Consider the following 22,716-nt stretch of genomic DNA (forward strand, 5'->3'; position numbering starts at 1 on the left):
ATGCGTCCGTTGACCCTGCCTCTGGCTGGCTGGGCCGAGGGGGAGTTGCGGGCGATGGGCATGCCTGCGGGGCTTTCCGGCGCGATGCTGATGGGTGAACGGGCGGCGCTGAACGGCTTTGCCGTGCCGGGGGTGGTGTCGGCGGGGGGCGGATGCCGCCTATATACGACGCGGGACGGGCATGTTGCGCTGACATTGGCGCGCGATGACGACCGGGCGATGCTGCCTGCGCTGTTTCAGAACGGGGAGCTTGACCCGGATGATGATGCGCAGATTGTAACGGCTTTTCGCGCATGTAGTGCCGATGCGCTGGTGGTGCAGGGGCGGATGCTGGGGCTGGCGATCGCGCGCATGGGCGAGGTGCCGGTGTCGCCGCCCTGTCAGGTGACGGCGGATGGCGCGGCAAAAGTGCGGACGGGGCCGTTGCTGGTCGTTGACCTGTCGGCCTTGTGGGCGGGGCCGCTGGCCGCGCACCTCATAGGGCTGACCGGCGCGCAGGTGGTGAAGGTGGAGAGCCGCAACCGGCCCGACCGGATGCGCGAGGGCGATCCGGCGCTGTTTGCGCGGATCAATCAGGACAAGGCCAATGTCGCGCTGGATCTGCGCGATCGGGCGGATCGGGAGGCGTTGATCGCGCTCATCAGGCGTGCCGATGTGGTGATCGAGGCGGCGCGGCCACGTGCGTTGTGGCAGTTGGGGATCGACGCCGATGCGCTGGTGCGGGCGGTGCCGGGGCTGGTGTGGATGACGATCACCGGTCATGGCGCGACGGGTGAGGCGGGCGACTGGATCGGCTTTGGCGATGACGCCAGCGTGGCGGGCGGGGTGAGCGATGCGCTGAGCACGGCGAGCGGGACGATCGCTTTTGGCGGGGATGCCTGCGCCGATCCGCTGACGGGCATCCATGCCGCACGACTGGCGCTGGAGCGGATCCGTAACGGGCGGGCGGCGCGGATGATCCTGTCGATGAGCGCGATCGTCGCCATGGCGCTGGACAGCGCAAGGCGACGCGACGAGAAGGCGCTGATGACGGATTTGCAGGCATGGGGCGCAGCGCAGGGGCAGGCTTTTCCCGCTACCGCCGTTCGTCCGGCCGGGCGCGTGGCGGCGATGGGGCAGGACAATGCCATCTGGCTGGCGCGATGCTGATACGGCGGGCCGAGATTGATAGGCAGACGCTGGCCGATGTGCGGATCGAAGGCGGGCGGATCGTGGCGGTCGGGCAGCTTGCGCGGGTTGAGGGCGAGCGGGTGATCGACGCGGCGGGCGGCGCGTTGCTGCCGGGCCTGCATGACCATCATATCCATTGCGCCGCGCTGGCGGTCGCGCGCGTGTCGGTGGCGTGCGGGCCGCCCGATGTGCTGGATGAGGATGGTCTGGTGGCGGCGCTGGCACGACCCGGTGACGGCTGGCTGCGTGGCATTGGCTATCATGAGAGCGTCGCGGGGATGCTGGATGCGAGGCGGCTCGACCGCTGGACGGGGACGCGACCGGTGCGGGTACAGCATCGGTCGGGGCGGATGTGGTTCCTGAACAGCGCGGCGATGGCGCTGTTGCAGGGCGATGGGCCGGTGCCGCCGGGGCTGGACCGGGCGAGCGGGCAATTGTTCGATGCCGACCCATGGCTGCGCGATCGGCTGGGCAGCGTGCCGCCGGATTTCACCGTGATCGGCGCGGAGCTGGCGGCGATGGGGGTGACGGGAGTGACAGATATGTCGCCCGCCAATGACGAGGCGATGGCGGCGCATTTCGCGGCAGAACATGGCGCCGGGCGGCTGCCGCAGCGGGTGGTGCTGGCGGGGACGCTGGAGCTGTCCGATGCACCGCCCCTGCCCGGCATCATAATCGGCCCGGCCAAGCTGCATCTGCACGAACAGGCGTTGCCCGATCTTGACGATTGCGTGGCTTTCCTGCGCGGCGGGCATGTGCGCGGGCGGGTGGCGGCGATCCATTGCACGACGCAGACCGAGCTGGTGTTCGTGCTCGCGGCGCTGGACGCGGCAGGGCTGATGCGCGGCGACCGGATCGAACATGCCGGGGTGACGCCCGACACGCTGCTGGCGGACATGGCAAGGATGGGGCTGCATACGGTCAGCCAGCCCCATTTTATCGCCGAACGCGGTGACCGCTATCTGTCCGATGTCGATGCGCGCGACCGGCACTTTCTTTATCGGCTGGGCGCGTTCGTGCGGGCGGGCGTGGTGCTGGCGGGGGGGAGCGATGCGCCATTTGGGAGCGCCGATCCCTGGGCGGCGATGCGCGCGGCGGTGTCCCGGCGCACGGCTGCGGGCGCGCTGGTCGGGGTGGACGAGGCGCTGACGCCGGAGCAGGCGCGCGACCTGTTCCTGGCCGATCCGGTCGACCTGTCGCGCATCCGGCAGGTGGCGGTGGGGGCGACGGCAGACCTGTGCCTGCTGGATCGCGGCTGGGGCGAAGCGCGGAACCGGCTGGATGCGGGCGATGTCAGGCTGACGATGATCGGCGGGTCAATCGTCCATGAGTGCGTCGATCAGGCCCCAGTCTAGCGCGGTGGCGGCGCTGATCCGGCGGCCCGACAGGATCATCAGTGCCGCGCGTTGCCGCCCGATCCGGCGCGATACCGATACACAGCCGCCCGCGCCGGGGATGATGCCCATCGCCAGTTCGGGCAGGTGGAACCAGGCGCTGGGGCTGGCGGTCAGGCGGGTGGCGAAGGCCGCCATCTCCAGCGCGGAGCCGACGCAGGCACCCTGCACATGCACATCGAGCCGGTCGGCGCAGCCTATGATCGCATGGGCGGGGAGCGTCACCATGCGGATGGCGTGGGCCGTGGCGGGATCGCGGGTGGTGCCGAATTCGGACAGGTCTGCGCCGACCGAGAAGCTGCGCCCCGCCCCGCGCAGGCTGATGCGGGCGATGGCGCAGTCCAGTGCCGCCAGATCGAACGCTTCGCGCAGGCCGTCGCGCATGGGGCGATCGATTGCATTGTGGGCGTGGGCGCGGTCGAGCGTGACGGTGAGTCGATCGTCGGTGCGGTCCAGCCGGACTTCGCCGGGTGGTGATGCGGGCGCGGGGGTGCGAGACGCAAGCCAGCGGGCGTGGCCTTCACTGCCCTGAAGCAGGCCATAAGCGAGCGATTCGGCAACCAACGCGGGTGCGGCGTCCATGTCCTCAATCAGCCGCAACAGCTGAACCAGTACGGCGGCGGCCTGAGGCTGGGCAGTGATGGCGGTAACGATCATGGGGAGGGACGCGGGCGCGTCGACCAGCAGATCGACGTCTTTGGCGCGGGGATGATCGGGGGTGCCGATGCCGATCAACGGACAGTGCGGCAAGTGCCAGGGGGTTGCGTTCTGCACCGCCGCGAGATCGACAATCGCATGGTCCGCGCCCTCCCCATCCCACGGGATCGTGAGCCGTTGCGGATCGATCGGGGCGGTGGGTGGCGTCATTGGCGGCAGGCTAGGACCCCACGCCGATGTCGCAAACCATCATGTTCCATTCATCGCCATGGCGTTGCGCAGAATGGTTGGCGGCGGCCCCTGCCCTGCCCCACTATCGGGCGTGTCAGGGAGACAGGCATGAGTTTGCAGCAACGCAGCGCCGACGCCTTGCAGCGTGACCCGGCGCTGCCGGCGATCGAATTTGAAGGGCAGTGGCATGACTGGGGTGCGGTGCGCCAGGTTGCCGATGTCGTGCAGGCGGCGCTGGCCGCGAGCGGGATCGGCCCGGATGCACCGGTTGCCTTCGTGCCGCGCAACCGGCCTGCGGCACTCGCCGCGCTGCTGGGGATGATGGCGCAGGGGCGCACGATCCGCATGATCTATGCCTTCCAGTCGGCAGGCGGGATCGCCCGCGATGTCGTGCGGACGGGCGGGTCAGCGCTGATCGCCTTTGCCGACGACCTGGGCAACGAGGTCATGGCTGCTGCGCGGGGCGAGGGCGTGGCTGTGATCGCGCTGGAGGGCATGGCGGCGATTCTGCGCAGCCCGGCGACGGGATCGGCCTGTGAGCGGAGCGGGCCTGACCAGCCGCAGATCGAGATATTGACCAGCGGCACCACCGGCCCGCCCAAGCCCTTTGCCGTGTCCTATGCCCTGATGGAACAGCATTTTCTGGGGTCACCGCTGACCCAAAGGCAGGGCGAGGATATCCTGTCTGCGCCGCCATTCCTGCTCTATTTTCCGATCGGCAATATTTCTGGCCTCTATTCCACCCTGCCGATGCTGATCCGGGGGCAGCGGATGCTGCTGCTGGAGCGGTTCACCCTCGCCGCCTGGCACGACCATGTACTGCGCTATCGCCCGGCCCATGCCGGATTGCCACCCAGTAGCGTGCGCGGGGTGCTGGATGCTGATATTCCCGTCGCCGATCTGGCGTCGATCAAGGCGATCGGCTGCGGCGCGGCTCCGCTCGACCCCGGTGTGCAGCAGGCGTTCGAGGCGCATTATGGCATTCCCATCCTGCTATCCTATGGTGCCACCGAATTTGCCGGGCCGGTCGCGATGATGACGGCGGAACTGCACGCAACATGGGGCAGCACCAAGCGCGGCACAGTTGGCCGGGCGATGGCGGGGGCGCAGCTGCGTATCGTGGATGCCGATAGTGGCGCGCCCTTGCCGACCGATATGCCCGGTTTGCTGGAGGTCATATCGCCGCGGATCGGCCCCGACTGGATTCGCACGTCGGACATGGCGCGGATCGACGCGGACGATTTCCTGTTCCTGCTGGGCCGGGCGGATGGGGCAATCATTCGGGGCGGGTTTAAACTGTTGCCCGAGTCGATCGAACAGGCGCTGATGCTGCACCCCGCGGTGGCCGAAGCGGCGGTCATCGGCGTGCCCGACGCACGGCTGGGGCAGGTTCCGGCGGCTGCGATCCGGCTGTCGCCAGCGGCTCCCTCGGTCGATGCCGACACGCTGGCGGCGCATGTCCGTGCCCATCTGCTGGCCACGCATGTCCCGGCGAAATGGCTGTTTTGTGCCGATTTCCCGCGCACGCCGTCGCTCAAGACTGATCGCCTGGCGCTTCGCTGCCTGTTTGATGAATCCGACAATGAGTTGGACAATGCCGCGATCGGCGCCACATAAACGAGAGCATCTCATTTTTAATTGACAGGCCCGCCGCGTTAGTGAACACTACTGTTCATAAACCGGAGGAGAGGACCATGGCTCAAGTCGAGTCCAACAAGGCTAAGATCGCCAAGCGCGTCATCGAAGTGCTCGAATTCTTCGATGAGGATCACCCCCAGGCTACCGTCATGGACATTGTCCGCCGGTTCGACCGTCCCCAGTCCAGCACGTCTGAACTGCTGTCGAGCCTTGTGGACCTTGGCCTGCTGCACAAGGATCCCTGTTCGCGTTCCTATTCACCCACCCCGCGCGCCGCGATGCTGGGGGCTGCCGTTCAGCCCAAGCTGGTGCGTGATGGCGCGCTCACGGGCCTGATTGACCGGTTGTCGGCGCAGACGGGCCTGGGCGTGGCCGTGTTCGGCATGGTCGGGCTGAAGGCGCAGGTATTCAATTGGCGCGTTGGCAAGCGGACCTTCCGCACGGCCGGTGCCGCCGGTTTCTGCGGTGGCCAGCAGGATCATCTGTCCGATAGCGCCGCTGGCTGGCTGTTGCTGTCGACCATCGCCCAGCCGCGTCGCGACGGCATGATCCGTCGCCTCAACGCCGAAGCGAGTGCCGATCGCAAATTCCTGCCCACCGAAATGGCGGCGCAGGTCCAGGCGTGCCGCGATCATGGCTTTGCCAGTGGCAAGGCCGGCTTTGGATCGATCGCCGACGTCACCGCCGTGCTGTTGCCCAACATGCCCGACGGACAGCCTCTGGCCATCGGCTTTGTCTATGAGCCGTCGGACCAGATCGATGCCGACAGCCTGCTGCGTACCTTGAACGAGGCCGTCCGTCGCTGCGTCGAGGAGCCGGCCCCCGCGCCGGTATCCCCGCTGTTCGATGCCAGCCGCCAGACGATGGAGATGAAGCATGGCTGATGTGAAGGACGCCAATGTAAAGGATGGGGCCGACGAGGAACTGGCCGCATCCGCGCGCAAATATTGGTCGGCCGAAGGCTATACCGAAGGCGGCGTCATCCGTGAGGTCGATTATGCATCCCAGTCCGGCGGATTGGACCCGTCGCTGGCGGGCATCAAGATCGTCGATACTGACACCCACATTACCGAAGCGCCCGACCTGTTCACGTCGCGCGCACCGGCCAAATACAAGTCCAAGGTTCCCTATGTGAAGCTGGACGCCGATGGTGTGGAACGCTGGTATGTCGGTGACCGCAATTTCGGGTCGATGGGTGGCAATGTCATCCGCGCCGACAATAACAAGCTGCTGGGGCGGCTGGCCTTCCCCAAGCTGGAGCAGGCGCATCCGGGCGGTCATCTGATCAAGGAACGGTTGCAGGCGATGGACGATATGGGCGTCTATGCCCAGATCGGTTTCCAGAATTCGGGCGTAACCCAGGCCGGGTCGCTGATGTCGCTGGGCGATCCCGATCTCGCACTCGCCATCGTCCAGATGTATAATGACGCATCGGCCGAATATCAGCAGGTGTCGGGCAACCGCATCTTCAACATGGGGCATCTGCCCTTCTGGGACCAGAAGGCGCTGGAGACCGAAGCGCGCCGTTGTTACGACATGGGCCTCAAGGGCTTCGTCCTGCCCGATACACCGGAACGTGTCGGCGTGCCGAGCTTCCTGCACGATTATTGGACGCCGTTCCTGGAGATGTGCGAAGCGACGGGCATGCCGCTCAACTTCCACCTCAATTCAGCGGTCGATCCCAATACGCTGACCTGGGAAGGCTTTGGCTTTGAACAGACGCTGTCGGTGGTGGCAACGATGTTCTCGATCGGCAATGCCGCGACGCTGGGCAACTGGATGGTGTCGGGACGGCTCGACCGTCATCCGAAGCTGAAGATCGGCCTCATCGAAAGCGGCATGGGCTGGCTGCCCTTCGCGATCGAAGCGCTGGAGCATCAGTTCAACGAGATGCTGCCGACCAAGAAAGGCCTGCTCAACAAGCGGCCATGGGAATATTTCCGCGACCATTTCTGGGTCACCTTCTGGTTCGAGAAGGTCGGTCCCAAGCTGCTGCTGGAAACAATCGGCGTCGACAAGGTGATGTTCGAGACCGATTTCCCGCATCCCACCTCGCTCTATCCCGGCGTACAGGCACATCTCGTCGATGTGCTGGGCGGCTATGATTATGCGGTGAAGAAGAAGGTGCTGCAGGACAACGCAACCACCATGTACAACCTGCCCTTCTGATCAGGGGCAAGACCGAGGCGCTCTGACCCTCTCCACAGAGCGCCCCGCTTTTTGTTGCGCCGTGCCCGATCAGGCGCGGGCGGCGGTGATGATCACTTCCACCTTATAGTCAGGTGTCGCCAGCTTCGCTTCGCCCGTGGCGCGGGTGGGGGCCGCAACGTCAGCGATCCAGGCATCCCAGACCGCATTCATTTCCGCAAAATCGGCCATGTCGGCCAGCCAGATGGTGGCGCGCAGGATATGCGCCTTGCTGCTGCCTGCCAGTGCGAGCAGCCGGTCGATTTCTTCGAGCGCAGCCTTGGTCTGGTTGGTCACGCTTTCGCCGGGCGCGCCGATCTGGCCGGCCAGATAGACGGTGTCGCCATGGATGACGGCTTCGCTCATGCGCGGGCCAGTGTCGATGCGGGTAATGGTCATGCTATTTCTCCTTGAAAATCAACGCTGGTAGCGTGCCAACGCCAGATCGGCGGTTTCGATGGCGGGGGCATGGCCGCCGATCAGGTCGGCGATCACCTGCCCCGATCCGCAGGCCATGGTCCAGCCCAGCGTGCCATGGCCCGTATTGAGGAACAGATTGTCGATCGGCGTCGCGCCGACGACCGGGGTGGAATCCGGCGTCATCGGCCGCAGCCCGCTCCAGAATATGGCTTTGGTCAGATCCCCTGCGCCGGGAAACAGCGTGCCGACACTATGGTCGAGCGTGTCGCGGCGCGCCTGTGGCAGGTCATTGGTGTAGCCCGATAGTTCAGCCATGCCGCCGACCCGGATGCGGTCGCCCAGTCGGGTGATCGCAACCTTGTAGCTTTCATCGAGCAGGGTCGAGACCGGGGCGGCTTCCGGCTGAACGATAGGGACGGTGATCGAATAGCCCTTCACCGGATAGACGGGCAGGCGCAGGCCAAGCGGGGCGAGCAGCAAAGGCGAGAAGCTGCCCATGGCGACAAGGTAGGCGTCGCCGGTGACCGGGCCATCGTCGGTGACGACATGGGCGATGCGTCCGGCTTCGCGCGCCAGTCCGTTGATGGTGCGGCCCATCAGAAACTGGACACCGCGCGCCTTGGCCATCGCCGCCAGCGCGTTGGTGAATTTGAAACAGTCGCCCGTCTCGTCATTGGGGAGGCGCAGACCACCCGCGATCGGCGAGGCGCTGGCAGCCAGGCCCGGTTCGGCGGCGATGCATCCGGCGCGGTCCAGCACCTCGAACGGGACATTGTCAGCGCGCAGCACCTCAATATCCTTGGCGATGCCGTCGAGTTGCTTCTGTTCGCGGAACAGTTGCAGCGTACCCTGGCTGCGCTCGTCATAGCTGATGCCGGTGGCGGCGCGGAGCGCAATCAGCTGGTCGCGGCTATATTCGGCCAGCCGCACCATCCGCCCTTTGTTGATGCGATAGTCAGTCGCGTTGCAGTTGCCGAGCATGGCGATCATCCAGCGCAGCATCGCCATATCGACATTTGGGCGCAGGATCAGGGGGGCGTGCTGCATGAACAGCCAGCGAAGTGCCTTGGCCGGGATGCCGGGCGCGGCCCAGGGGGAGGCATAGCCGGGCGAGATTTCCCCGGCATTGGCGAAGCTGGTTTCCAGCGCCACGCCGGTCTGGCGGTCGATCAGCACGACTTCATGCCCTGCCTGCGAGAGATACCAGGCGGAGGTGACGCCGATGACCCCGCCGCCCAAGATGACGACCTTCATGCCATGATGCTCCTGTCGGGGGTGGCGACCGGCGCGGGCAGATAGGTGCGCGCATAACGGTGGCCGAGCCGGGTCAATATTTCGTAGCTGATCGTGCCGGCCTGCGCCGCGACATCGTCGATCGTCTGGTTCGGGCCGATCAGTTCGACCGGGGCGCCGGCACGGAGCACAGCATCAGGCATGTCGGTGACATCGAGCGCCATACTGTCCATCGATACCCGCCCGACGATCGGCACACGCACCCCGGCAATATAGGCGCTGCCCCGGTTGCTCAGATGGCGCGGCCAGCCATCGGCATAGCCGACCGACACGGTCGCGACGCGCGAAGGGCGATCGAAACGGTGAGTCAGGCCATAGCCGACCCCTGCCCCAGCATCGACGGTGCGCAACTGGACGATAGTGGCATCGAGCGCGACGACGGGCTGCATCGGGTTGGGCTGGCCATGCGGTGCGCCACCATAGAGGGCGATTCCGGCGCGGACGATATCGCCATGCCCCACGCCTGCCGTCATCGCGCCGCCCGAATTGTCAATCGAGCGCGGGACGCCGGGAAACTGGTGGGCGATGGCGTTGAACGTGGTGCGCTGTTGCACGTTGAACCCGTCATCGGGATCATCGGCGCAGGCGAGGTGGGTCATGACCAGCAGCAGGTCGATACCAGCCAGCCGCTCCGGCGACACGCGCAGGGTTGCAAGGTCATCCGCGGTCAGGCCGAGACGGGCCATGCCGCTGTCGACCTGGATCACGCCGGGCAGGGCGCGGTGCAGTGTGCGGGCAAGCGCGGCCCAGCCGTCGATCTGCTCCAGCGAATTGAGGATCGGGACCGCACCGATCGCGGCACAATCGGCTTCCGTGCCGGGATAGAGACCGTTGAGGACGTACAGGGTCGCATCGGACGGCAGATGCGGTTGCAAGGTTGCCGCTTCGCACAGATGGGCGACGAAGAAGTGGCGGCAGCCTGCGGCATATAGAGATGTCGATACCGGGACGGCACCCAGGCCATAGGCGTCAGCCTTGACCACGCCAGCCACACTGGCGGGCGCAACCTGCTGGGCGATCAATCGATAATTGGCCACCAGCGCGCCAAGGTCGATGCGCAAGCGTCCCGCCGTCCCATGCTGCATGGCCATTCCCTTCCCGATGCGCCAGCATGATAAAACACGTTTGTGCGAATATCCATGCAATCAGCAGATGATCATTCGATACTTTCCGCTTATATAGCATATCGTTTCAGTGGATTTGAACATATGGCCATGTCCTTCGACAATATGGATCGCGCGATCCTGCGCCTGCTCAAGCTGAACGCGCGGCGATCCAATGCCGAGATCGCGGCGGAGGTCGGCCTGTCACCGTCTGCCTGCCACCGGCGTATCCGCCAACTGGAAGCGGGGGGTTATATTCGTGGCTATACGGTGGTCGCAGGGGGACGGGACGATAATAGCCTGGTCAATGTGCTGGTCCAGGTGACGCTGGATCGGCAGACCGAGGATCATCTCGCCCGCTTTGAACATGCGGTGCGGCAATGCCCGGAAATCCGCGAATGTTTCCTGATGACCGGCGCGGTCGATTATTGGCTGCGGGTGGAGGCGGACAGCGTCGACGCCTATGAACGCATCCATAGCGAAATATTGTCGCGTATGCCCGGCGTCACCCGGATCAATTCCAGCATCGCCATGCGCGACGCGCTGCGCCCGCGCCGTAACAAGGGATGATCAGCCCGCGCGAATTTCTGTCGCTGGAGCATCCGGCCGAGGGGCGATTTCCGGCGCGCGGCCATGTCGCCATTATAGTAGGGTAAGCGATCTCACCTAGCGAAAGCCGATTGCCCAGACGCAGGCGGCGGCGATGAGCAGGCCGGCAAGCGCTTTCCAGGCTGACCCGGAGGGAAGATCATTTGTCTCCTCAACCGGCATGGTGCCGCGGCCGTGGATCATCGGGCCGATCAGATTGTGGCGCAGGCGCAGCAGATAATAGAGGATCGCAACGATGTGAAGCGCGACCAGCGCGAGGAGCAGGTTGAACAACAGGCCGTGCAGATCAGCGGCGACGCGCCCCTGATCAAAGCTGACATAGTTTGCGAGAGGACCCGATTCCAGACCGTCCACATCCACGGCAAACAGGCCTGCCGTCACCATCGCCACCAGGCTGACGAGCATCAGCAATACGCTCCAGCCGCCGACCGGATTATGACCTGCCGTGGCGCGATAAGGGCGTGTCCTGAGATGGCCCAAATAGGCGAAGGCAGCGCGCGGGCTGCGCACGAAATGGCCGAAACGCGCCGTCCCACTGCCCACAAAGCCCCAATAGAGGCGAAAGATCAGCAGGAAGAGAATAGCGTAGCCCGACAGGCGGTGCCATTCCATCTCATGCCGCTCGCCGCTCCACCAGGAAAAGCCCAGCAGGGCGACGAGCAGCCAGTGAAATAGCCGGATATAGATATCCCAGACAAGCAGGCGGCGCGATGGGGCGTCGGTCGACATGGCGGGATCGTTCAGCTGTCGGCGCGGAACTGGCGATGGCAGGCGGCGCAGGTGGCCCCGGTCGCCTTGGCCTGCGCGCGGATGGCATCGGCAGTGCCGCTGTTGGCGGTGGATACCAGCTTGCCGGATTCGGCGATCAGTTTCGCCATCTGTCCGTCAAAGATCGCGCGATCGGTCCAGATATTGGGGAGCGCGTCGGTGGGTACGCCCGCCGTCGGGCCGCTGCCCGCCGGGAAGAGCCGGGGTTGTTCGCGCGCAGTGGCGGCGATCATCTGCGCCGCAGCGACCATCGTGGCTTTCACCGGGGTGCCGCTTTTGAGCTGGTCGTTCAGCGCCTTCATTGCCGCGCCCATTTTCTTGTAGCCCGCCTGGCGCGCGGCTATCGCAGCTTTGGGCGCGGGCGCTGCGGCGGGGGCAGCGGTCAATGATCCCGCCAGCATGGGCAGCGCGACGAGAGAAATACCCAACAGCGCGAGCATCGGGCGGCGGAAAGCTGGCGATATGGTCATGCGATGATCTACCCTGCGTGTTTTGCTGTTCAATGTTCAGGAACGGTCTGCGGCGCGGCGCCCGCCATCTTCACCGACGTCTTGTCGGGAAAGACGGTGCGAAAAATCTGTTTCACTTGCGTGAGGCCGCCGTCGGCCATCTGGGCGGCGGTCGCGCCATATTTGCTGGGGATGTCGGTGCGCGCGCCATGGGCTGCGAGGATTTTCAGCATCGCTTCCAGCTCCGGCTGGACACCGCCAGCCACCAGCCAGTGAAGCGCGGTCATGAAATTTGCCCCAGCGACATTCACGTCGGGTGCCAGCGACAGGGCATAGTCGAGCGTCGCTGCGCTGCCCCCGCGCGCGGCCGCCAGCACGACGTTGGTGCCGTCCGCCGTGACGAAGCGGGGGTCGGCCCCGGCGGCCAGCAACAATGCCATCGCATCCTTGCGGCCATTGGCGGCGGCGATCAGCAGCGGCGGCGTGGGGGGCACGGGCGGCGGGGGAACGCCGAAATTGGCTTCGGTCACCCATGTGATCCGCGATGGACCGGTCAGGCCGTTGGGATCAGCGCCCTTGGCCAGCAGCAGGCGGATGAGATTGATGTCTCCGCCCGCTGCGGCACCATGGAGCAATTGCTCCCCGGTCCTGTCCCGCTCAACCACGTCCACGCCATGCGGCACCAACAGAGCGGCGGCCGCGTAATTTTTCTGATAGAGCGCAAGCTGGGCGGCGCTGGTGTTTTCCGGGCCGCGATAGGCGCTGTCCGCGCCCGCGGCGAGCAGTGCCTGCGTGGCCGAGACAACGTCGCTCTTGATCGCGAAGAATAGAGGCGTGAAGCCGCCCTTCGACACGCAGTTGGGATTTGCGCCAGCCTTTAGCAACAAGGCAATCGCTTCGGTCCGTCCGGCGGCGGCAGCCCACATCAGCGGCGTCTGGCCGCGACTGTCGATCCGGTCTGGGGCCGCGCCCATGGCCAGCATCCGTGCGACGGCGTCGGCGGGACCATAGCGGGCGCAGACGGCGAGCGGGGTCGTGCCGTCCGCCCGCGCCACGCGGACATCGGCGCGCGCGTCGAGCAATTGCGCGACGATTGCTGGCTCCCCCAGTTCGCAGGCGAGCGCCAGCGGCGTCACGCCGTCCTGATCGGCGCTGTTGACGCTGGCGCGCGCCGTCAGCAGCGCGGCGACAATGGCCGGATTCTGGACGTTCACTGCCCAACTGAGCGGCGTCGCGCCGAAGGCCAGCCTTTGGTCTGGATCGGCCCGCTCGGCCAGCGCTGCCTCAACCCCCGCCACGTCATTCGCGACGATCGCCCGCGCCAGCCCTTCGTCCTTCTGCGGCGCACGCGCCTGCGCCATGCCGCAACCGGCCAGCAGTGCCAGCAGGGCAAGGAATGGGCGGGCGCGATCAGGCACTGGTCAGCGCCGTGAACGGGCCGTCACTGTCGCCGAAGCGGGTCGCTGGCACATCAAGCACATGCAGCGCGCTCAGCAGCAGATTGGACATGGTCGTGCCCTTTGGCGCGACGATATGCCGGTCGCCCGGCACCAGCCCGCCTGCGACGATGACGGGCAGGTCCATATGATCATGCTCATTGGGATCGCCAAAGGCCGATCCGCGCAGCACGAGGGTCCGGTCCAGCAGCGATCCTTCGCCGTCCTTTACCGCCTTCATCCGGTCCAGATAATAAGCGAAATATTCCATATGATGCCGGTTGATGCGCGCCAGCTTCGCCATTTTTTCCGGGTTGTTGCCATGATGGCTGAGCATATGATGCGAATCCGGCACGCCGATTTCGGGATAGGTGCGGTTGCTGAGTTCGCGGCCGATCATGAAGCTGCCGATACGGGTGATGTCGGCCTGCATCGCCAACACCTGAAGGTCGATCATCAGACGGACATGCGCGTCGAAACTGTCGGGGATGCCTGCAGGCCGTTCCAGACCGGCGCTTTGGGCGCCGCCGCCCGACGCGATGGCGCGCTGGATGCGACGTTCGATGTCGCGGGTCGCTTCCAGATATTCGTCGAGCTTGTGGCGGTCCTCCATCCCCAGCACGCCGCTCAGCCGGGCGCTGTCATCCATCACGAAATCGAGGATACTCGATTGCCGCCGCAACTGGGCCAGGCGGCTTTTGGCGTCCAGCGCGTCGCCATCGCCGAACAATCGCTCGAACACGTCGCGCGGATTGGCGGTGACGGGCAGTGGCACGGTGGGGTTCCGCCAGCTGATGCCGTTGGTGTAGGCGCAGCTATAGCCGATGTCGCAACTGCCGAGCAGGCTGGCCTGGTCGATGCCCAGTTCCAGCGAGCTGAGCTGGGTCGCGTCGCCCAGATGATCGGCATAGGCCTGATCGACCGAAATACCGCAGCGTATGTCGGTCCCCTCGGTCTGACGGACATGGACCCCGGTGATGAAGGCGGGGCAGGAGCGGCCATGTCCGGCGGGACGGTCCCCCATCGCGGCGGCGCTGGGGTGGCCAAGGCCGGTGACGACGCTGATCTGCGCGCGATGCGGCGCCAGCGGCTCCAGCGTGGGCGGCAGCGTGAAGCCCGGTCCCTGCGTCGCGGGCAGAAACTGGTTCATCATCATGCCGTTGGGGGAATAGAATATCTGGAGCCGCTTGGGCCGGGCCGCGACGTCGGCGGCCTTCGCCGATGGCATCATCGCTTCCAGAAATGGCAGCGCCATGGTCGTGCCTGCGCCGCGCAACAGGGTACGGCGGCTAAGCGGTTTGCGCAGGATGATCATCTTGCTCCCCTCATTGACCGGTTGTCCTTCGCAGGGTGAAGGGCGCGCTATGCACGATCCCCTTGATGACTGTCTGGATGCGATAGCCATCAGCGGCAGCGCTGCGGCCGATGGTGCGGATGGCGGGCATGTCGCGCGCCTCCACCCCGCGGGCCAGCGCATAGGTCAGCAGCCTTTCGGTAAAGGCGCTGGCGAACTCGTCCTTTTGCGTCAGCAATATCCGCTTCAGTCCCGAAAGCCCGGCAAATTGGGTGCCATCGGGCATCCGCGCCGACACGTCGATGGGCTGGCCCGCATCCTTTTGCCGGAAAGCGCCGATCGCGTCGAAATTTTCGAGGCTAAAGCCCAGCGGGTCCATCTTCACATGGCAGGCGGCACAGGCCGGGCTTTTGCGATGCAGCTCCAACTGCTCGCGCGCGGTCAGCAGGCGGCCGTCATGCTTGTCCTGCAAGGCGGGCACATCGGGCGGCGGCGGGGGTGGCGAGGCGGCGAGCAGATTGTCGAGAATCCACTTGCCCCGCTTCACGACGGACGTGTGATTGCCATAGGAGGTGACGGTGAGAATGCTCGCCTGCCCCAGCAACCCGCCACGATTGGACGCCGGGTCCAGGCTGACCCGGCGCATGGCGGTGCCGGTGACGCCGCCAATGCCATAATGCTCGGCCAGCCGCTGGTTGAGGAATGTATAGTCCGCCGCGATGAAATCCAGCAGGCTGCGGTTGGTGCGCAGAACATAGCTGAAGAACATTTCCGTCTCGCGCGCCATGGCGCTGCGCAAACGGGTGTCGAATTTGGGAAAAACGGTGATGTCGGGGCGCTGCTGGTCCAGATTGCGCAGATAGAGCCACTGGCCCGCGAAATTGCTGGTCAGCGCCTGCGCGCGCGGATCGGCGAGCATCCGCGTGACTTGCGCGTCCATGACACCCGGCTTCTGTAGCTGTCCGGTTTCGGCCAGATGCAACAGGGTTTCATCGGGGATGCTGCTCCACAGGAAGAAGGACAGGCGCGAGGCAAGTTCAAGGTCGGTCAGGCGACGGACGCCGCCCGCCTTGCTACCCGGCGGATCCCGTTCGACCAGAAACAGGAAGTGCGGCGACACAAGAATCGCCTCCACCGCCGCCTCCACCCCATGTTCAAAGTCCGACTGGGCACGCTCGGTCGCATAGACCCGCATCAGCGGGGTCAGGTCGCTGTCGGTCACCGGACGGCGATAGGCGCGGCGGGCAAGCGACGCGACGATCTGCCGGGCACAGCTTGTTTCGGCGGTGGTGCGCGCGGGCTTGCACAGGTAGATGCGATCGCGGCTGGGCGTTCTGCCGACGCCCTTGGGTGAAAATGGCCCGGCCACGTCGATCTGGAGGACGTCGCGGGGAAAATTCTGCTGCGAATAGCGCGGCGACATGCGGTAGGATGGGACGTCGATCGACTTGACGCGCACGCCATCGACCGAAACGTCCATGGGCAACATCACCGGCGGGGCGGTCGGCACCGGCACCTTGTCGAGATCGTTGCGCAGCGTCTGGACGCTTTCGTCGGGCGCGATCTGGCGGCGGAAGGACAGGCCGATGACATGCGCCCCGGCTTTCAGCGGCACGCGGACGCTGACCTTGTCCTCCTTCTGCCGGTCGGTTTCATTATTGGTGTTGGCGTTCAGCCAGCCGCTGATCTCGTAGGTCGCATCGTAACGGGCATAATAGGTGAACGCCCCGCCGCCGCGCGAACCGAGCGGCAGGTCGTCGCTGGCACGTTCATTATAGGCGGGGCGACCGGCGTTCATGACCGATCCATCCTTGGGCACTTCATAGGATGTGACGAATTCCCGCCGGGACGTGAGGCCGGTCGCCATGCGCCCGACCTTTCCCGCGACCGCGATATAACGGTCCATCAAAGTCGGCGAGACGCTGAGGACATCGGCGATATTGTCGAAGCCATAGCCCGAATTATCCTGCGGCAATTCGCGGCTGACATCGACCTTGAGCGCCAGCAGGTCGCGAACGGCATTGGCATATTCGACGCGGTTCAGGCGGCGGATGGTGGCGCGGCCGGGATCGGGATGCTGGGCGGCATAGGCATCCAGCCCGTTTTCCAGCCACTGGACGAAGGCGGCCCTGGCAGCAGGCGTCGGCTGCGGCTTGTTAAGCGGCGGCATTTCGCCCTGACGGGTGCGGCGCAGCACCTTTTCCCAGATGTCCATATTCGTGCCGTGCAGCAGATCGCCATTGCGCACATCGTCGAGCGACAGGTTGGCGATCTTGTCGCTATCGTTGTGGCAGCGTGCGCAATAGTCGCCCAGGATCGCTGGTGTAGCGTCGGGCGCAGTGTTGGCAGCAGCGGTGGGCAGTGGCGGCACCTCGTCAGGCCGCGCCAGAACCGACGCTGCCGCCGCCAGCGCACTGAGCGCCAGGATGCAACTGGGCAAAGTCGGATGCCAGTTCAGGCCCATTCATTACCATCCCATATCCCGCGAGCAGTCGTGCGCCGCCCCCTTCACCCTGCCATGACGTTCGGCGGCTCATCGTCCGCCGTGCGTCCATGCAAAATCGGGTATGATCCTGGGCCTATGGCGGATTCCGCCTTGCGTCCATTGCCGTTAACGGAACGGCGGAATCGCAAAATTAGGCCACCCCGGTGAGCCGCCCCGTACGTCAGAGCGCTCTGATTTTCGCAACGGGACGTCCACAATATCGTCATTGAACATTGCAGGCGTCGTCGCCAGAAGGACCGCGAAACGGGGGATCTATATGACGCGGGTGGCTGCACTGTTGGTGGCGCTGATGCTAAGCGCCGGGCCGGTCATGGCGCGGACGCCCGCCGCCCCTGTGTCCAACGAAGCGCGCACCGCCGCCTATCTGGACCGGATTGCGGGCAGCAGTCCGCGGCTGCGCATCTTCCTGCAGGCAATGCCCAAGGGCGGCGACCTGCACAATCATGCGGGCGGGGCCAATTTCGCCGAGGATTATCTGCGCTGGGCGGCGGCCGATGGCCTTTGCATAACGACCGATACGCATCATATTGTCGATCCGCCCTGCACCGCGCCGGGGCGCATTTCAGCGGCAGGGCTGGAGAAGGCATATCCTCATTATTCGCGCGCGATCGACGCTTTTTCCACGCGCGGGTTCGAGGCGGGCGTGGGTGATCCGACGGTGTCGGGTTATGACCGTTTCTTTGCGACCTTCGATGCGTTCGGCCCGGCCTATAGCCGCCATGTCGGCGAAGCCATGGCGCTGACCCGGCAGCAGGCGGCGGCGGACCATCTGTCCTATGTTGAACTGGGCAGCGGCGCGCGCGCGGGCTGGGTGCTGGGCATGAAGATGGCCGATGCCGACGCCAGCGATTTGGCCGCGTTATACGCGAAGATTGAGCCACTATTGCCGGACGCCGTTGCGAGCGCAAAGGCTGACTATGACGGCTATGATGCGCAGGGCGCGGCGATCGACAGGTGCCGGACGGCCAATCCGAAACCCGCCTGCGGCGTGGAAATGCGCTATCTCTACACCGCGATCCGCACCAGCCCGCCTGCGCAGGTGTTCGCGCAACTGGCGTTTGGCTTTGCACTGGTCGAGGCCGATCCGCGCTTTGTCGGCGTCAATATCGCCGCACCGGAGCATGATCCTGTCGCGGTGCGCGATTATGCGCTGCATATGCAGATGATCGCTTTCCTCAAGGCGCGGCATCCCAAGGTGCAACTGTCGCTTCATGCAGGCGAACTGACGCTGGGCCTCGTCCCATCGCGCGACCTGAGCTTTCATATTCGCGATGCGGTGCAGATCGCAGGCGCGCGGCGGATCGGCCATGGCATCGACATCGCCTATGAGAGCGACGCACCCGCGCTGCTGGCACGGATGGCGCGCGATCAGGTGGCGGTGGAGATCAACCTGACCAGCAATGCCGTCATATTGGGGGTGAAGGGCAGCGATCATCCGCTGTCGCTGTATCGGGAAGCGGGCGTGCCGGTGGTGTTGTCGACCGACGATGAGGGCGTGTCGCGCAGTGACATGACCAACGAATATCTCCGCGCCGTCACCGAACAGGGGCTGCGCTACGCGGACCTCAAGCAGATCGTGCGCAACGGGTTGCATTACAGTTTCCTGCAAGGCGAGAGTCTGTGGCAGGACAAGCCGGGCGGTGCGCGGGTTGCGGCGTGCATCGTAATGGACGCGCTGGGGTGCAGCGCCTGGCTGGCGGCAAGTCCCAAGGCGGCGGCGCAAGCCCGGCTGGAGCGCGACCTCCAGGCCTTTGAAGCTATGCCGCGCTGACCCAGTCGGGCACGGCAAGGTTCAGGATCACCGCCACCAGTGCAGCAGGCAGGACGCCTGATGTCAGGATGATGCGCAGCGTTCCGGGCAGGTGCGATACGGCGTCCGGCTCCAGTTCAAGCCCGATGCCGATCGACAGGGCCACGCCGAAGATCAGCATGTTGCGCTGGGTCCATGCGACGCCCGACAGGATCGACAGCGCGGCAGACGCGACCATGCCGAACATCACGATCACCCCGCCGCCCAGTACGTCGATCGGGATGGTGGTGATGAGCGCGCCGATCTTGGGCGCAAAGCCGCACAGGATGAGGAACAGCGCGCCGATCGTCACGATATGGCGACTCATGATACCGGTGATCGCGATCAGCCCGACATTCTGGCTGAAGGAGGTGTTGGGCATCGCGCCGAACATGCCCGCCAGCGCGGTGCCAAGGCCGTCCGCACTGGTCGCGCCGATGAGTTCGCGATCGGTGGCCGGGCGTCCAGCGCCGCCTTCGCAGATGGCCGACACCGCGCCGATCGATTCGATCGCGGAGATAAACCCCATCAGGCAGAAGCCCAGGATCGCCGGGAAGGATACCGCAAAGCCGAAATGGAAGGGCTGCGGCACCATCACCCATCCTGCTGCCGCGACCGGGGCAAGCGACACCCGCCCCATCGCTGCCGCAACGCCGTAACCCGCTAGCAGACCCAGCAGCACCGAGGCGGTCGACCATAGCCCGCGCCCGTAAAAGCTGAGGCCCAGCGTCACGACGACGACGATGCCCGCCAGCATCCAGCTCGTCCCCGCGCCATAGGCGGGCGTGCCCTGCGCCGCGACGCCACCGGCAGCATATTGCACCCCGACGCGCATCAGCGACAGGCCGATCATCAGCACGACCAGCCCCGTGACCATCGGCGGCAGGGCGAAGCGGATGCGGCCGATGCAGCTGCTGACGCAGGCGTGGAACAGGCCGCCGATAACGGCAGCGGTGGTCAGCTGTGCCATGGCTGCCACCCCCTGCCCCGCGACGATCGGGATCATCACCGGCAGGAAAGCAAAGCTGGTACCCTGCACGATTGGCAGGCGCGCGCCGACCGGGCCAATGCCGATCGTCTGCATCAGCGTGGCGATGCCAGCGAACAGCATCGCCATCTGGATCATGTAGATCATGGGTGCTGGGTCTGGCGATCCGAAGCCGAAACCGGCCGCGCCCGCGACGATGATCGCCGGGGTCAGATTGCTGACGAACATCGCCAGGACGTGCTGGACGCCCAGGGGAATCGCGACGGCCAGGCCGGGGAAATGATCGGGATCGCGGGCTTGCTCCGCCGTCATGGGAGACATCAGGCGAGACTCATCAGACGGGTGAGCGAGCGCTCGGCGGCTTGCAGGATGGTCGTGCGATCGGCCTGCACCAGTTGCCCGTCGCGCACCACTGCGCGGCCTTCGACGAACACATTGCGCGCGCCCGTGGGCGGACTGAGGATCAGGCCCGCAACCTTGTCCCACGCGCCCATGGAGGCGAAGTTCATACCGTCCCACAGGACGATATCCGCGCGTTTTCCCGCCTCGATCGAGCCGCAGTCGTGGCGGCCCAGCATCTCTGCCCCGCCGCGCGTGGCGATGTACAGCGCGTCACGCGGATCGAAGGCGGCTGGGCCGCCGATCGCGCGCTGGAGCAGCACTGCCTGCCGCGCTTCCAGCAGCAGGTTGCCGCTGTCGCTGGAGGCCGAGCCATCGACGCCAAGGCCGAGCGATACGCCCTGTTCAAACATCGATTTGAGCGGGGCGATGCCGGAGCCAAGGCGGCAATTGGAGCAGGGGCAGTGAGCGATGCCGGTGCCGGTCCGGGCGAACAGGGCGATTTCGCGGACATCGAGCTGGACACAATGGGCATGCCAGACGTCGGGACCAACCCAGCCCAGACTTTCGGCATAATCGCCGGGGCGACAGCCGAAGCGCTCGAGCGAGAAGGCGACGTCATCAGCATCCTCGGCCAGATGGGTGTGCAGCATCACCCCCTTGTCGCGGGCGAGCAATGCGGCGTCGCGCATCAGCCCCTGGCTGACCGAAAAGGGCGAACAGGGGGCCACGCCGACGCGGACCATGGCCCCCTCCCCCGCGTCATGGAAACGGTCGATCACGCGGATCGTGTCATTCAGAATCGCGCGCTCATCCTCGACCAGACTGTCGGGCGGCAAGCCACCGTCGCTTTCCCCCACGCTCATCGCGCCGCGCGTGGGATGGAAGCGGATGCCGATGCCCTGCGCGGCGGCGATCGTGTCATCGAGCGTCACGCCATTGGGGAAGAGGTAGAGATGATCGGAGGTCAGGGTGCAGCCCGACAGCGCCAGTTCGGCAAGGCCAAGCTGGGTCGCGGCGAACACATCATCGGGCCGATATTGCGCCCAGATCGGATAGAGGCGCTTGAGCCAGTCGAACAGCGAGGCGTTGATTGCGCCGGGCAATGATCGGGTCAGCGACTGGTAGAGATGATGATGGGTGTTGACGAGGCCGGGCGTGACGACACAGCCGCGCGCGTCAACCACCTCGTCGGCCTCGGCCAGCGAAGAGGCCAGCTCCGCCGTTGTCCCGACCGCCAATATGACCCCATCCCTGAAGGCGACGGCCCCGTCGGCAATTTCCCGCCGGGGATCATCCATGCAGGCAAGGATGTCGGCGTTGCGGATGACGGTAAGCACCATGCTATTGAGGCACGGTCTTTTCGTAGCGATCCCAATGGCTGACCAGTTCGTCCACGACCTTCGATCCGACCAGATAGAGGCTTTCGAGCGCCGCATTCATGCCGGCATAGCCTTCATTTTCGGTCAGCAGATAATGGGCAGCTGTGTCGCCGGGCGGCGGCATGGTGAAGTTGCTGCCCGCGCGCAGCACCATGAAGCGATCCTTGTCCACCCGGCCGATCTTGTCGAGATAGACGATCGATTGATAGGTGCCGGTTTCCTCCATCGCGGAGGTGACGAATTCGCCCTTCCCCTGCGTCCAATAATTGACCCAGTCATTGGCCCAGTCGGTCATCCGCGCGCCATGCCAGAAGGTCATCGCCGCCAGCTGATCGCCCTTCAGCACGAAGGGCGGGCGTTGCGCCATCGGATGGTTGGTGAAGCGGGCGCGTTCCTTGCGGATCGAAGGATCGTCGGGCAGGACCATGTCCTTGGTCAGGTCATAGGCCCAGTCGCGCAAGGCGGGGTTGATCTCGAATATCTCGCCCTGCCCGACCGGCGGGCTGGGATCGTTGGGGCCTTTGCTGTGCAGGGGAAAATAGCCGCTGTTCCAGTCGGCCGGGATTTCCCGCGCATCTATTTCATGCGCCAGGTCGCCATCGACCAGATAGCGCGCCCAGGCGGCCGATCCGATCGAGGCATCCTGCGGGTCTATGCCCGCAATGCCCGCCACAAGCCAATAGGCATGGGACAGGTCGAACCGCTGGTCGAGACCCAGCGCCATGGTCGCAGTCGCCGACTTGATATTGCCCATGCCGGTGACCACGCCCAAAATCTGGCTGTCGGGATTATAATAGAGATCGTGGTGGGACTGAGGGAAAGGGATGCGGGTATCGAGATGCCGCCGCTCCTTCCACAACTGAAATTCGCCGGGCTTGTCGCCGCTATCCTCGCCAATTTCAAACAGCGACACGATGACGACACGAACCGGCAGGGGATGGGAACAGGCTTTGCCGGGCAAACAATCCTCGACACCCGATGGCGTCGCGGCGCTAGCCGTGACCGGTGCCATGGAAAACAGGGTCGCACTCGCCAGTGTCGCGACATAAGACAGGAGGCGCAT

19 protein-coding genes are annotated in these 22,716 nt (G+C 65.4%); 7 read left to right on the forward strand and 12 right to left on the reverse strand.

Going from position 1 to position 22,716, the window contains the following annotated elements; translation table 11 throughout:
• Nucleotides 1–1,149, forward strand: coding sequence for a CoA transferase (locus tag KRZ98_RS21775; protein WP_254798772.1), 1,149 nt, complete (start codon nucleotides 1–3; stop codon nucleotides 1,147–1,149).
• Nucleotides 1,044–2,525: an amidohydrolase family protein gene (locus KRZ98_RS21780; RefSeq protein WP_254798773.1), complete on the forward strand. Its 1,482-nt coding sequence runs from the start codon at nucleotides 1,044–1,046 to the stop codon at nucleotides 2,523–2,525. The genes KRZ98_RS21775 and KRZ98_RS21780 overlap by 106 nt, the downstream gene beginning before the upstream one ends.
• Here the strand turns inward: KRZ98_RS21780 and KRZ98_RS21785 are convergent.
• Entirely contained in the window at nucleotides 2,487–3,431 is a 945-nt protein-coding gene (locus tag KRZ98_RS21785) for an enoyl-CoA hydratase/isomerase family protein (protein ID WP_217675289.1), read from the reverse strand. The two genes, KRZ98_RS21780 and KRZ98_RS21785, sit on opposite strands and share 39 nt — an antisense overlap.
• Before the next feature lie 129 nt (nucleotides 3,432–3,560).
• On the opposite strand from KRZ98_RS21785, the gene KRZ98_RS21790 reads away from it, so the two are divergent.
• From KRZ98_RS21790 to KRZ98_RS21800, 3 genes are all read left to right on the forward strand, one after another.
• Nucleotides 3,561–5,069 (forward strand): class I adenylate-forming enzyme family protein, encoded by a 1,509-nt coding sequence (locus KRZ98_RS21790; RefSeq protein ID WP_217675290.1) that lies wholly within the window; start codon nucleotides 3,561–3,563, stop codon nucleotides 5,067–5,069.
• Between the two features lie 77 nt (nucleotides 5,070–5,146).
• Complete coding sequence (locus KRZ98_RS21795; RefSeq protein ID WP_006950889.1) at nucleotides 5,147–5,974, forward strand: helix-turn-helix domain-containing protein; 828 nt, start codon at nucleotides 5,147–5,149, stop codon at nucleotides 5,972–5,974.
• Entirely contained in the window at nucleotides 5,967–7,259 is a 1,293-nt protein-coding gene (locus KRZ98_RS21800; protein ID WP_006950897.1) for an amidohydrolase family protein, read from the forward strand. The genes KRZ98_RS21795 and KRZ98_RS21800 overlap by 8 nt, the downstream gene beginning before the upstream one ends.
• A 69-nt stretch (nucleotides 7,260–7,328) precedes the next feature.
• On the opposite strand, the gene KRZ98_RS21805 is transcribed toward KRZ98_RS21800, so the two are convergent.
• The 3 genes from KRZ98_RS21805 to alr are packed head-to-tail and all read right to left on the reverse strand — an operon-like array spanning nucleotide 7,329 to nucleotide 10,081.
• Nucleotides 7,329–7,676 (reverse strand): RidA family protein, encoded by a 348-nt coding sequence (locus KRZ98_RS21805; RefSeq protein ID WP_006950899.1) that lies wholly within the window; start codon nucleotides 7,674–7,676, stop codon nucleotides 7,329–7,331.
• Nucleotides 7,677–7,694: 18 nt separating this feature from the next.
• Nucleotides 7,695–8,951, reverse strand: a complete 1,257-nt coding sequence (locus KRZ98_RS21810; RefSeq protein ID WP_217675291.1) for a D-amino acid dehydrogenase — start codon at nucleotides 8,949–8,951, stop codon at nucleotides 7,695–7,697.
• Nucleotides 8,948–10,081, reverse strand: a complete 1,134-nt coding sequence (gene alr / locus KRZ98_RS21815; RefSeq protein WP_217675292.1) for an alanine racemase — start codon at nucleotides 10,079–10,081, stop codon at nucleotides 8,948–8,950. Before alr ends, KRZ98_RS21810 begins: the two co-directional genes overlap by 4 nt.
• A gap of 117 nt (nucleotides 10,082–10,198) precedes the next feature.
• On the opposite strand from alr, the gene KRZ98_RS21820 reads away from it, so the two are divergent.
• Nucleotides 10,199–10,663: an Lrp/AsnC family transcriptional regulator gene (locus KRZ98_RS21820; RefSeq protein WP_037488624.1), complete on the forward strand. Its 465-nt coding sequence runs from the start codon at nucleotides 10,199–10,201 to the stop codon at nucleotides 10,661–10,663.
• Between the two features lie 96 nt (nucleotides 10,664–10,759).
• On the opposite strand, the gene KRZ98_RS21825 is transcribed toward KRZ98_RS21820, so the two are convergent.
• From KRZ98_RS21825 to KRZ98_RS21845, 5 genes are read right to left on the reverse strand one after another with little or no spacing between them, the layout of a single operon-like run.
• Entirely contained in the window at nucleotides 10,760–11,431 is a 672-nt protein-coding gene (locus KRZ98_RS21825) for a cytochrome b/b6 domain-containing protein (RefSeq protein ID WP_254798774.1), read from the reverse strand.
• An 11-nt stretch (nucleotides 11,432–11,442) separates the two neighbouring features.
• Nucleotides 11,443–11,940, reverse strand: coding sequence for a cytochrome c (locus tag KRZ98_RS21830; protein WP_217675293.1), 498 nt, complete (start codon nucleotides 11,938–11,940; stop codon nucleotides 11,443–11,445).
• Nucleotides 11,941–11,969: 29 nt separating this feature from the next.
• A complete protein-coding gene (locus tag KRZ98_RS21835; RefSeq protein ID WP_217675294.1) occupies nucleotides 11,970–13,337 on the reverse strand; it encodes an ankyrin repeat domain-containing protein in 1,368 nt (455 codons plus the stop codon).
• Nucleotides 13,330–14,670, reverse strand: a complete 1,341-nt coding sequence (locus KRZ98_RS21840) for a DUF1552 domain-containing protein (protein WP_217675295.1) — start codon at nucleotides 14,668–14,670, stop codon at nucleotides 13,330–13,332. Before KRZ98_RS21840 ends, KRZ98_RS21835 begins: the two co-directional genes overlap by 8 nt.
• A gap of 10 nt (nucleotides 14,671–14,680) precedes the next feature.
• The gene (locus KRZ98_RS21845) at nucleotides 14,681–17,113 is read right to left on the reverse strand and encodes a DUF1592 domain-containing protein (RefSeq protein ID WP_217675296.1); all 2,433 of its coding nucleotides are present in this window, start codon (nucleotides 17,111–17,113) and stop codon (nucleotides 14,681–14,683) included.
• Nucleotides 17,114–17,411: 298 nt separating this feature from the next.
• Here KRZ98_RS21845 and KRZ98_RS21850 point away from each other — a divergent pair, with 298 nt between their 5' ends.
• On the forward strand, nucleotides 17,412–18,926 hold the full coding sequence (locus KRZ98_RS21850) for an adenosine deaminase (protein WP_217675297.1): 1,515 nt from the start codon (nucleotides 17,412–17,414) through the stop codon (nucleotides 18,924–18,926).
• Here the strand turns inward: KRZ98_RS21850 and KRZ98_RS21855 are convergent.
• From KRZ98_RS21855 to KRZ98_RS21865, 3 genes are read right to left on the reverse strand one after another with little or no spacing between them, the layout of a single operon-like run.
• Nucleotides 18,913–20,244 (reverse strand): uracil-xanthine permease family protein, encoded by a 1,332-nt coding sequence (locus KRZ98_RS21855; RefSeq protein ID WP_254798775.1) that lies wholly within the window; start codon nucleotides 20,242–20,244, stop codon nucleotides 18,913–18,915. The two genes, KRZ98_RS21850 and KRZ98_RS21855, sit on opposite strands and share 14 nt — an antisense overlap.
• An 8-nt stretch (nucleotides 20,245–20,252) precedes the next feature.
• Nucleotides 20,253–21,614, reverse strand: coding sequence for an 8-oxoguanine deaminase (locus KRZ98_RS21860; protein ID WP_217675299.1), 1,362 nt, complete (start codon nucleotides 21,612–21,614; stop codon nucleotides 20,253–20,255).
• Between the two features lies 1 nt (nucleotide 21,615).
• A complete protein-coding gene (locus tag KRZ98_RS21865) occupies nucleotides 21,616–22,716 on the reverse strand; it encodes a purine nucleoside permease (protein ID WP_217675300.1) in 1,101 nt (366 codons plus the stop codon).

Source organism: Sphingobium sp. AS12, assembly GCF_019097845.1.
Lineage (GTDB): Bacteria > Pseudomonadota > Alphaproteobacteria > Sphingomonadales > Sphingomonadaceae > Sphingobium.

Coding starts and splice junctions, on each gene's coding strand:
- KRZ98_RS21775 (WP_254798772.1), top strand. CDS start 1: ATGCGTCCGTTGACCCTGCCTCTGGCTGGCTGGGCCGAGGGGGAGTTG.
- KRZ98_RS21780 (WP_254798773.1), top strand. CDS start 1,044: ATGGGGCGCAGCGCAGGGGCAGGCTTTTCCCGCTACCGCCGTTCGTCC.
- KRZ98_RS21785 (WP_217675289.1), bottom strand. CDS start 3,431: ATGACGCCACCCACCGCCCCGATCGATCCGCAACGGCTCACGATCCCG.
- KRZ98_RS21790 (WP_217675290.1), top strand. CDS start 3,561: ATGAGTTTGCAGCAACGCAGCGCCGACGCCTTGCAGCGTGACCCGGCG.
- KRZ98_RS21795 (WP_006950889.1), top strand. CDS start 5,147: ATGGCTCAAGTCGAGTCCAACAAGGCTAAGATCGCCAAGCGCGTCATC.
- KRZ98_RS21800 (WP_006950897.1), top strand. CDS start 5,967: ATGGCTGATGTGAAGGACGCCAATGTAAAGGATGGGGCCGACGAGGAA.
- KRZ98_RS21805 (WP_006950899.1), bottom strand. CDS start 7,676: ATGACCATTACCCGCATCGACACTGGCCCGCGCATGAGCGAAGCCGTC.
- KRZ98_RS21810 (WP_217675291.1), bottom strand. CDS start 8,951: ATGAAGGTCGTCATCTTGGGCGGCGGGGTCATCGGCGTCACCTCCGCC.
- alr (WP_217675292.1), bottom strand. CDS start 10,081: ATGGCCATGCAGCATGGGACGGCGGGACGCTTGCGCATCGACCTTGGC.
- KRZ98_RS21820 (WP_037488624.1), top strand. CDS start 10,199: ATGGCCATGTCCTTCGACAATATGGATCGCGCGATCCTGCGCCTGCTC.
- KRZ98_RS21825 (WP_254798774.1), bottom strand. CDS start 11,431: ATGTCGACCGACGCCCCATCGCGCCGCCTGCTTGTCTGGGATATCTAT.
- KRZ98_RS21830 (WP_217675293.1), bottom strand. CDS start 11,940: ATGACCATATCGCCAGCTTTCCGCCGCCCGATGCTCGCGCTGTTGGGT.
- KRZ98_RS21840 (WP_217675295.1), bottom strand. CDS start 14,670: ATGATCATCCTGCGCAAACCGCTTAGCCGCCGTACCCTGTTGCGCGGC.
- KRZ98_RS21845 (WP_217675296.1), bottom strand. CDS start 17,113: ATGGGCCTGAACTGGCATCCGACTTTGCCCAGTTGCATCCTGGCGCTC.
- KRZ98_RS21850 (WP_217675297.1), top strand. CDS start 17,412: ATGACGCGGGTGGCTGCACTGTTGGTGGCGCTGATGCTAAGCGCCGGG.
- KRZ98_RS21855 (WP_254798775.1), bottom strand. CDS start 20,244: ATGACGGCGGAGCAAGCCCGCGATCCCGATCATTTCCCCGGCCTGGCC.
- KRZ98_RS21860 (WP_217675299.1), bottom strand. CDS start 21,614: ATGGTGCTTACCGTCATCCGCAACGCCGACATCCTTGCCTGCATGGAT.
- KRZ98_RS21865 (WP_217675300.1), bottom strand. CDS start 22,716: ATGCGCCTCCTGTCTTATGTCGCGACACTGGCGAGTGCGACCCTGTTT.